The organism is Mycobacterium sp. 360MFTsu5.1 (assembly GCF_000383495.1).
Taxonomy (GTDB): Bacteria; Actinomycetota; Actinomycetes; order Mycobacteriales; family Mycobacteriaceae; genus Mycobacterium; species Mycobacterium mucogenicum_B.
In genome coordinates this window covers 663,779-673,492 of the sequence record NZ_KB911462.1, presented here as the reverse complement: position 1 = coordinate 673,492, position 9,714 = coordinate 663,779, and the positions used below count along the sequence as shown (strand labels likewise).

The window sequence follows — 9,714 nt, the reverse complement described above, 5'->3', positions numbered from 1 at the left end:
TGGTGCGTTCCTCGACAGCTCGCACTTCACTCGGAGGTCTTCTTCATGTCACCACGCCACGCCGTACCTAACGTCCGTGGTCAGTACAGCTAGCCGGCGCGGTCACGCCGGCGGGCTGAACCGCTCGCCGGTGCGCGTCATCCCGGCGGCGCGGCCCTTGCCCGCGATCACCAGCGCCATCTTGCGGCTGGCCTCGTCGATCATCTCGTCACCGAGCAGCACCGCGCCGCGGGTCCCGCCCGCCTGCGAGGTGTGCCATTCGTACGCCTCGAGAATCAGCTCGGCATGGTCGTAGTCGGCCTGCCGCGGACTGAAGATCTCGTTTCCGGCGGCGATCTGGTCGGGGTGCAGCACCCACTTGCCGTCGTACCCCAACGCCGCGGTCTGCCCGGCGACGCGCGTGAACGCCTCGGTGTCCTTCACCTTGAAATACGGGCCGTCGATCGCGTTGATGCCGTGGGCCCGCGCCGCCACCAGGATCGTCATCAGCACGTGGTGATAGGCATCGCCGACGCCGTAACCGACGGGCTGCTCACCGACGACGAGCGTGCGCATGTTGAGGCTCGCCATCAGATCACCCGGCCCGAAGATCAGCGCCTGCACCCGCGGCCCGCCGGCGATGGCGTGGGCGTTGACGAGCCCCTTGGCGTCCTCGATCTGGGCCTCGATGCCGATGCGGCCGACGGGCAGTCCGAGCGTGCGCTCGAGCTGCGTCAGCAACAGATCGAGGGCCTGCACGTGCGAGACGTCGCTGACCTTCGGCAGCACGATGACATCGAGCACGCCGCCGCCCTGCGCCACCGCGGTGACGACCTCGATCACGTCGGCGTACGTCCACGGCGTGGTCCAGTCGTTGACCCGGAGGCCGCGCAGCTGGCCCGCCCAGCCGAGCTCGCACAACGCCTGCGCCACCCGCGTTCGCGCCGCGGCCTTGGCGTCGGCCGCCACCGCGTCCTCGAGGTCGAGGAACACCTGATCGGCCGGCAGCGTCTTGGCCTTCGCGATCATCTTGTCGCTGCTACCCGGAACGGACAGGCAGGTACGGCGGGGCCGATACAGGTTCTCCACGACCCCACTCTCTACCCTGTGGAGCATGGTGGCGGTCAACAGGGTCTACGTGGCCAGACTCGCTGGACTGGTCGTGCTGGGCCCCGACGGCGAGTCGGTCGGCCGGGTCCGCGACGTGGTCGTGAGCATGGGCATCGTCCGCCAGCAGCCGCGGGTGCTGGGCCTCGTCGTGGAATTGACCACGCGCCGAAGGATATTCGTCCCGATCCTGCGGGTGACCTCCATCGAGCACAACTCGGTCACCCTCACGGGAGCGACCATCTCGCTGCGCCGGTTCGAGCAGCGCCCCGGCGAGGCGCTGGTACTCGGGCAGATTCTGGACACCCGCGTCCGCGTCACCGACCCGGAGCTGCAACAGCTCGCCGGCATCGACGTCGTCGTGGTCGACCTCGCGATCGAGCAGGCCCGGTCGCGTGACTGGCTGGTGACCCGCGTCGCCGTGCGTCACCGCCGCCTGGGCCGGCGCACCACGGTGCACGTCGTCGATTGGAAGAACGTCACCGGGCTGACGCCGTCGGCGCTCGCGCTGCCGGGACAGGGCGTGGCGCAACTGCTGGAGCAGTTCGAGGGGCAGCGTCCCGTCGAGGTCGCCGACGCCCTGCGCGATCTTCCGGTCAAGCGCCGTCACGAAGTCGTCAAGGCCCTCGACGACGACCGCCTGGCCGACATCCTGCAGGAGCTCTCCGAACCCGAACAGGCCGAGCTGCTCAACCAGCTGGGCACCGAGCGCGCCGCCGACGTGCTGGAGGAGATGGACCCCGACGACGCCGCCGACCTCCTCGGCGAGCTCGACGCCACCCGGGCGGCCGTGCTGCTGGACCGCATGGACCCCGAGGATTCCGAGCCCGTGCGCCGACTGCTGCAGCACTCCCCGGACACCGCCGGTGGTCTGATGACGCCCGAACCCGTCGTGCTCACCCCGGACACCACCGTCGCCGAGGCGCTGGCCCGCGTCCGCGATCCCGAGCTGACGCCGGCGCTGTCGTCGCTGACGTTCGTCACCCGGCCCCCGACCGCGACACCGACCGGCCACTACCTGGGCTGTGTGCACACCCAGCGGCTGCTGCGCGAGCCTCCCGCCACCCAGGTCGGCGGCATCCTCGACACCGATCTGCCGGTGCTGTCACCGACCAGCTCGCTGGCCGAGGTCACGCGCTTCTTCGCCGCCTATAACCTCGTGTCCGCGCCGGTGGTCGACGACGAGAGCCATCTGCTGGGCGCCGTCACCGTCGACGACCTGCTCGACCACCTGCTGCCGTCGGGCTGGCGGAGCGCGGACGAACCTGGGTCGGACTCGACCCAGGCCATCACTGACAACATCTCGGGAGCAGGCCGGTGAGCGAGCCTTCGGCGCGGCAGCGCCTGGACATCCCGCGCACCTCCCGCTTCCGGTTGACCCCGCGGGTCGACGTGGAGGCCGTCGGCCGGTTCAGCGAGTCGATCGCCCGGTTCCTGGGCACGGGCAAGTACCTGCTCATCCAGACGGTGATCGTGGTCATCTGGATCGCGTTCAACCTCATCGCGATCAGCCTGCAGTTCGACCCGTATCCGTTCATCCTGCTGAACCTGGCGTTCTCGACCCAGGCCGCGTACGCCGCACCGCTGATCCTGCTGGCGCAGAACCGCCAGGAGAACCGGGACCGCGTGTCGCTCGAAGAGGACCGCCGGCGCGCGGCCCAGACCAAGGCGGACACCGAATTCCTGGCCCGCGAACTGGCCGCGCTGCGGCTGGCCGTCGGCGAGGTGGCCACCCGCGACTACCTCCGCCGCGAACTCGACGAGCTCCGGACGTTGATTGCTCAGCAGAACGGCGGCAAGGGCGGATCCGGCAAACGCAAGGCCGGAAAAACCCGGCCGCCGGTCGAGGAGGACGACGCTTTCAGCGGCGCCGCGGCCGACTCCGCCGACTCCGCCACCGCGGCCGAATGAGAGATTCCATTCTCCGGAATCATTAGTACGACAACCGACCGCGGAGTAGGTATGGTGACTTGGATCACAACACATGTCACCGGGGTCACTCCGGTATTCCACTTTCATAGGATGGCTTAGTGCACATCGGGGGCGACACCGCTGATTCCGCGGACAACGCTGCGCCTACTACTGAATTCGACGCACTTCCCGGCGAAGGCCAGCCGGTCGACGACGCCATCGAGGATTACGACGCCGCCGTGGGCGATGACATCGACGCCGCCACCGAAGCCGGGCCCGGCCGTCGCCGGCAGATCGCCAAGGCGCTGCGCCGGCCGCTGGCCGGTGTCGCGGTCGTCGCGCCACTCGTCCTGATGCTTGCCGTCGGCGGTTCGGCGCCGACTCGGCAAACAACCGTCCACAACACCGCCACCGCGGGCGTCACGCCGCTGGCGGCCGTCACACCCACGACCCCCGGCCCCCGCAATCGGGCGGGCATGACGGTCGTCGCGTCCGATCAGATTCCCCGCGCGCTGCACATGGACCCCACCACCGCGCTGTCGCCGCCGCCGGCGTCGCTGGTGATGGCCCCCGGTGGGCTGCGCATCCCGCCCGTCGTGCTCAACGCGTACCGCACCGCCGAGAAGATCATGGCGACCAACGCACCGGGCTGCGGTATCAGCTGGAACCTGCTGGCCGGTATCGGCCGCATCGAGTCCGGCCACGCCAACAGCGGCGCCACCGACGCGCGGGGTACCGCGCTCACCCCGATCCTCGGGCCCGTCCTCGACGGCACGCTGGCCGGCAACGAGGTCATCGTGCAGAGCATCTCCGCCGGGCGGGTGACCTACGCCCGGGCGCTGGGACCCATGCAGTTCCTGCCCGGCACCTGGGCCCGGTACGCCTCGGACGCCATCGGCGACGGCAAGCCCGACGTGCAGAACGTCTACGACGCCTCCCTGGCCGCGGCCCGGTACCTGTGCAGCGGCGGGCTGAACCTGCGTGATCCGTCCCAGGTGCTGACCGCGATCCTGCGCTACAACAACTCGATGCCCTACGCCCAGAACGTGCTGGGCTGGGCCAAGGCCTACGTCACCGGTATCGCACCGGTCGACCTGCCGCCGATCGTCGGCCCGCCGCCCGCCATCGGCGACCAGCACCTCGACAACCCCGAGGGGCTCGGGCCGGGGCTGCCGATCAACGCGATGGGACTGCCGTCCGACGACCCGCTCGCGATGACGCCCGCGCTGCAGATGGGGCGCATGGGTCCGCTGCCCGGGCCCGCCGAACCGAAACAGAACTGCGCGGTGTTCTGCCTGCAGGGCGGCCCCGCGCCGAGCGCTGTGCCCATCCCCGCCCCGGACGCACCGGCACTGGACGCACCGGCGCCGAACCCGTTCGGCCTGCCGCCGTTCCAGTTGCCGCCGGCCCCGCTCGCACCCGCACCCGCGCCCGTCGCGCCGGCACCGGCTGGTCCGGGACCGATCCCGGTCACCGCGGTGGGCGTCGGCACCCCCGCCGCCGGCCCGGTCGGCGCCGCACCGGGACCCGCGCCCGGCCCGGCAGCCGTCCCGGCAGCACCGGCCCCGGCCGGCCCGCTGCCCGCGGAAGCCATGGGTCCGCCGCCGCCCGCGTTCCCGGTCCTACCGTGACCAGCTGCCGGCGCGCTGACCGGCAGCTATAAACTCGCGAGTAATGTCTGCTGAGCTGAAAGCCGCCGTGCGCGCCGCACTGGGCAAAGTCATCGACCCTGAACTGCGCCGTCCGATCACCGAGGTCGGGATGGTCAAGGACGTGACGGTCGAGTCCGACGGCGCGGTGCACGTCGAGATCTACCTGACCACGTCGGCCTGCCCGAAGAAGACCGAGATCAGCGATCGGGTCACCGCGGCCGTCACCGACGTGCCGGGCACCGGGGCCGTCAAGGTCACCCTCGACGTGATGAACGACGAGCAGCGCGCCGAACTGCGCAAGCTGCTGCGCGGCGACGACAAGGAACCGGTCATCCCGTTCGCCCAGCCCGGCTCGTTGACCCGGGTGTACGCGGTGGCGTCGGGCAAGGGTGGCGTCGGCAAGTCCAGCGTGACAGTCAACCTGGCAGCCGCGCTGGCCGCCAAGGGCCTGTCGGTCGGCCTCCTCGACGCCGACATCTACGGCCACTCGGTGCCCCGGATGATGGGCGTGCAGGACCGCCCCACCCAGGTGGATTCGATGATCCTGCCGCCGGTTTCGCACGATGTGAAGGTCATCTCCATCGCGATGTTCACCCAGGGCAACACCCCGGTGGTGTGGCGCGGGCCGATGCTGCACCGCGCGCTGCAGCAGTTCCTGGCCGACGTGTACTGGGGTGACCTCGACGTCCTGCTGCTCGACCTGCCGCCCGGCACCGGCGACATCGCCATCTCGGTGGCGCAGTTGATCCCCGGCGCCGAGATTCTCGTCGTCACCACACCGCAGATGGCCGCCGCCGAGGTCGCCGAGCGCGCCGGCGCCATTGCGGTCCAGACCCGTCAGCGCATCGTCGGCGTGGTCGAGAACATGTCCGGACTGACCCTGCCCGACGGCACCACGATGCAGCTGTTCGGCGAGGGCGGCGGCGCACAGGTCGCCGAAAGCCTCACGCGCACAGTCGGTGCCGAGGTTCCGTTGCTGGGCCAGGTCCCCCTGGACCCGCAGCTCGTGAGCGCCGGCGACACCGGTGTCCCCCTGGTGTTGTCCGGACCGGACACCGCCGCCGGCGCCGCGTTGCGCGGCATCGCCGACAAACTGTCCAGCCGCAAGCGCGGACTGGCCGGTATGTCGCTCGGGCTCGACCCGGCTGGGCGCTGAGCCTCCCCCGTCCGACAGGAATCCACAAGTGACACATATCCATACGCGCAGCGGCGCACAGAACGTCGGCCTGCTGAGCGTGGCGGCCTACCGCCCCGGCCGCGTCGTCACCAACGACGAAATCTGCGAGACCATCGATTCGTCGGACGAGTGGATCTACTCCCGGACGGGCATCAAGAACCGCCGGTTCGCCGGCCCCGACGAGTCCGCCGTCACGATGGCATGCGAGGCTGGACGGCGCGCCTGCGCCGCGGCGGAGCTGTCCGGTTCGGACATCGACGCCGTCATCGTGGCCACCAGCACCAACTTCCGCAACACCCCGCCGTGCGGGCCGCAGGTCGCCACCGAGATTGGCGCACAGGGCATTCCGGCCTTCGACATCGCCGCGGGCTGCGCGGGATTCGGCTACTCGCTGGGCGTGGCCGCCGACATGATCCGGGCCGGTAGCGCGCGTCGCATCCTCGTGGTGGGCTCGGAGAAGCTGTCCGATGCCATCGACATGACCGACCGCAGCAACGCTTTCATCTTCGCCGACGGCGCCGCCGCGGTGGTCGTCGGACCGACCGAGGAGCAGGGCATCGGGCCCACCGTCGCCGGCAGCGACGGCGAGCAGTCGAGTGCCATCGTGCAGGACCTCAGTTGGATCGACTACACCGAGAACCCTTCCGGCCCAAGGCCTTTCCTGCGCATGGAAGGCCAGACCGTCTTCCGCTGGGCGGCCTTCCAGATGGTCGACGTCGGCAAGCGCGCCATCGCGGCCGCGGGCCTGACGGTCGACGACATCGACGTGTTCATCCCCCATCAGGCCAACGGCCGGATCAATGAGCTGCTCACCAAGGGACTCGGACTCAATCCGGAAACTGTTGTCGCCCAAGATATCCAGGATGCCGGCAACACCTCGGCCGCGTCGATTCCACTGGCGATGTACACGCTGCTGGACACCGGCGAGGCCAAGCCCGGCAGCGTGGCGCTGCTCCTGGGCTACGGCGCGGGCCTGGCCTACGCCGCCCAGGTGATCCGGCTCCCCGGATAGTCGCTCAGCCGGCCGTGGCGGCCAGTTTGCGCTTCTCCTCGTAGAACCGCGCGCGCTCGTCGAGCATCCCGAGGAACCCGATCATTTCCTCGCGGGCCCGTTCACCGACCGCGCCGAAATCGTTGCGCTCGAAGATGTTCCAGAAGCGCAGCACCGGCACCAGCACGTCGTCGTGGTGGATGCGCAGGTCGTAGATGCCGGCCTTGGCGATGGTGAGTGCGTTCTTGGTGAAGTCGGACATGCCCAGGCCCGGCATGGCGAAGTTGATGACTTCATCGCGGATGGCGACCATCGCGTCGTCCGGGGCGATGTCCAGCGCCGCGGCCACCAGGTTGCGGTAGAAGACCATGTGCAGGTTCTCGTCGGCCGCGATGCGGGCCAGGAGCTGGTCGGCCAGCGGGCAACCCGACGCCCGGCCGGTGTTGCGGTGCGAGACGCGGGTGGCCAGTTCCTGGAACGACACGTAGGCCAGCACCGACAGCGCGCTCCGCTCTCCCGCGTCGTAGCCGGCGACGGTGTGTTCCATGCGAAGCCGTTCCAGAGCGACGGGATCGACGCCGCGGGTGACAACCAGATAGTCCCGCAGCGCGATGCTGTGGCGCCCTTCCTCGGCCGTCCACTGCCCGACCCAGGTGCCCCAGGCACCGTCACGGGAGAACCGGGTGGCGATCTCGCGGTGATACGACGGCAGGTTGTCCTCGGTCAGCAGGTTGACGGTCAGGGCCGTCTTGGCGACCGGATCGAGCGGCGAGTCCTCCGGCTGCCAGTCCTCACCACCGAGGAACGCGAAGTCCCGCCCGCGGCTCCACGGGACGTAGTCATGCGGGAACCATTCCCGCGACATCTTGAGGTGCCGGTCGAGGTTCTGCGCGACGACGGGCTCCAGTTCGTACAGCACGGCGGCCTGGGTGTCCATGGGTCAATCCCTTCATCGATGGTCGGCGTCAAGTCCATACCTTGTCGAACCTACGGTACCGTAACCTACGGTACCGTAACCTACGGTACCGTAACCTACGGTACCGTAACCTACGGTAGCGTAGGTTAGCGTTCGATGACCAGATGGTGACGACCACTTCAAGAAAAAAGCCCGGTCCGTGGCATGACCACAGACCGGGCTTTGCCCTGCTGACCCCCGGGAAACCCGTCAGCCCCGCAGTGCGGAGACGAAGATCGCGGGCAGTTTGGCCCAACTCGGCTTGCCGGTGAACGCGGTGAGGAGCCGACCGGTCGAGGCGGCCGTGCGGTTGTTGACGAACCACGGCGGCTTGGGCGAGATCGACAGCTCGCCACCGATCAGCGAGCGCGGCGACGGGCGGAACGGCCCCCGCACCACGGTGCGCTCGGGCTTCTCGATCAGGAAACCGTTGTGCACCACGCCGATTCCGCTCTGCACGTCATTGAGCGTGTGCCCGGGGAAGGCGCCCCAGGTGGCGTGCGGCGTCAGGTAACCGACGCCGGTCCAGGCGTTCACCGCGATGGTGCCGTAGTGCAGCGCCTCGATCATGGCGTCGAAGGCCTTCCCCAGCGCCTTGATGGTGGCGGGCGCCGCGACGATGTTGACGCCCAGCGTGCCGACGAAGTCCTCGTTGGCCAGGCGGGTCGCCTCGCGGAGGAACTCGACGCCGTCGCTGTCGAGGTCGACGACGCCGTACACCGGCGAGAAGTACTCGGTGTTGAGCAGCGCGGTGCGGTCCTCGGGGTCCACGACCAGGACGCGGTCACCGAGCCGCTGGGCCGTCGGATACGTGGCCTCGGCACTGGCGACCCGGGAATCGGAGCCCGGGTAGTACGCCGCGCGCTTGGGCGCGGCGGCAATGGCCTTGGTCAGGGCCGCGACGAACTCGTCACGCTGCGCCCACTTCGAGGACAGCACCACGACCTGCGACGCCACGCAGTTGTAGCCGTTGTTGTGCAGCCGCTGCGTGGCAATGTGGTTGGCCTGGAACGCGATATCGGCCTTGCTCCACTTGCCGGGCACCACGATGGTCGGCGACACCCCGCCGAGCTCGCTGGTGATGTCCTTGTGCAGGATCGGCTCGCCCGCGGCCTTACGCCGGGCGCCCTCTTCGCCGACGCCGAAGACGATGGCGTCGTGGGTCAGCGCACTGCCGGTCATGTGCACGTGGTCCACCGCGTCGTGCTGCACCAGGTAGGTGCCGACGTCCGCGCCACCGGTGAGAATCCGCACCGCACCGAGTTCGATGAGCGGCGCCAGCACCTTGGTCAGCACCGGCAGGATCGGATCGGTGACCGGGTTGAGCTTGAGCGCCACCACGCGGTTGTTGGCGATCAGCTCGTAGACCGTGTCGAGCGGCGCGATCGACGTGATGTTGCCGGCGCCGAGCACGACGCCGATCCCGTTGGTCTTGCCCGGATCCCGTTGCGCCAGACCGGCGGTCCGCAGCGCCTCGTCGCGGCTGACGCCCGGCTGCAACCACACCTCGGCGCTGAACCCGGACAGCAGCAGCTTGTCGAAGACGTTGAGCGGCAACACATTCACGGTTGTGCGACCGGCGGCGGTGCCGAAGTCGGCCCCGTCCAGCGGGCTCTTGCCGGCCTCCAGCTTGGCCAGGCTCGCGGACAACGCCGCGGCCCCGGCGGCCAGCGGGTACGGGCCGGAAATCCATTCCTCGCCGACCAGCGGCGACTCCGGATTCAGTTGTTTGATCCGGACCGCGGCCTCGACCCACTCGGCGCCGTGCTGCACAGCCAACTGCTGCACGTCATCGAGAATCTCGCGCCGCCGCGCCAGAGATGTTGCCGCCCAGGCCTTCTCGCCTTCGGCGAGCTCATTCAGCGCCTGGTCCACCAGGGCCGTGTACGCAATGTCCGTCATGTACTGAATTCTCCCGGTGGTGCGGTCGGTATGGGCCGGA

Annotated in this window: 8 protein-coding genes; 5 read left to right on the top strand and 3 right to left on the bottom strand. The window is 69.5% G+C overall.

Annotation, left to right across the window (positions count from 1 at the left end; genetic code table 11):
* Window positions 1-102 precede the first annotated feature (102 nt).
* Complete coding sequence (locus H289_RS0103535) at window positions 103-1,068, bottom strand: HpcH/HpaI aldolase/citrate lyase family protein (RefSeq protein ID WP_020099372.1); 966 nt, start codon at window positions 1,066-1,068, stop codon at window positions 103-105.
* A gap of 25 nt (window positions 1,069-1,093) precedes the next feature.
* Here H289_RS0103535 and H289_RS0103530 point away from each other — a divergent pair, with 25 nt between their 5' ends.
* The 5 genes from H289_RS0103530 to H289_RS0103510 all read left to right on the top strand — a co-directional run bounded on the left by H289_RS0103530 (window position 1,094) and on the right by H289_RS0103510 (window position 6,838).
* Entirely contained in the window at window positions 1,094-2,407 is a 1,314-nt protein-coding gene (locus tag H289_RS0103530) for a magnesium transporter MgtE N-terminal domain-containing protein (protein WP_020099371.1), read from the top strand.
* The gene (locus H289_RS0103525; protein ID WP_020099370.1) at window positions 2,404-2,997 is read left to right on the top strand and encodes a DUF1003 domain-containing protein; all 594 of its coding nucleotides are present in this window, start codon (window positions 2,404-2,406) and stop codon (window positions 2,995-2,997) included. The genes H289_RS0103530 and H289_RS0103525 overlap by 4 nt, the downstream gene beginning before the upstream one ends.
* A gap of 119 nt (window positions 2,998-3,116) precedes the next feature.
* Window positions 3,117-4,628 (top strand): lytic murein transglycosylase, encoded by a 1,512-nt coding sequence (locus H289_RS0103520; protein ID WP_020099369.1) that lies wholly within the window; start codon window positions 3,117-3,119, stop codon window positions 4,626-4,628.
* 43 nt (window positions 4,629-4,671) lie between these two features.
* Window positions 4,672-5,805 (top strand): Mrp/NBP35 family ATP-binding protein, encoded by a 1,134-nt coding sequence (locus H289_RS0103515; protein WP_020099368.1) that lies wholly within the window; start codon window positions 4,672-4,674, stop codon window positions 5,803-5,805.
* A gap of 28 nt (window positions 5,806-5,833) precedes the next feature.
* Window positions 5,834-6,838: a beta-ketoacyl-ACP synthase III gene (locus H289_RS0103510; protein WP_020099367.1), complete on the top strand. Its 1,005-nt coding sequence runs from the start codon at window positions 5,834-5,836 to the stop codon at window positions 6,836-6,838.
* Window positions 6,839-6,842: 4 nt separating this feature from the next.
* On the opposite strand, the gene H289_RS0103505 is transcribed toward H289_RS0103510, so the two are convergent.
* Both H289_RS0103505 and H289_RS0103500 read right to left on the bottom strand, forming a co-directional pair.
* Window positions 6,843-7,754: an acyl-ACP desaturase gene (locus tag H289_RS0103505; RefSeq protein ID WP_020099366.1), complete on the bottom strand. Its 912-nt coding sequence runs from the start codon at window positions 7,752-7,754 to the stop codon at window positions 6,843-6,845.
* Between the two features lie 228 nt (window positions 7,755-7,982).
* A complete protein-coding gene (locus H289_RS0103500; protein ID WP_020099365.1) occupies window positions 7,983-9,674 on the bottom strand; it encodes an aldehyde dehydrogenase family protein in 1,692 nt (563 codons plus the stop codon).
* Between the last annotated feature and the right edge of the window lie 40 nt (window positions 9,675-9,714).

Bases quoted from the DNA above. Each gene is read 5' to 3' on its own strand.
- H289_RS0103530 (WP_020099371.1), top strand. From the start codon at position 1,094: ATGGTGGCGGTCAACAGGGTCTACGTGGCCAGACTCGCTGGACTGGTC.
- H289_RS0103505 (WP_020099366.1), bottom strand. From the start codon at position 7,754: ATGGACACCCAGGCCGCCGTGCTGTACGAACTGGAGCCCGTCGTCGCG.
- H289_RS0103500 (WP_020099365.1), bottom strand. From the start codon at position 9,674: ATGACGGACATTGCGTACACGGCCCTGGTGGACCAGGCGCTGAATGAG.
- H289_RS0103515 (WP_020099368.1), top strand. From the start codon at position 4,672: ATGTCTGCTGAGCTGAAAGCCGCCGTGCGCGCCGCACTGGGCAAAGTC.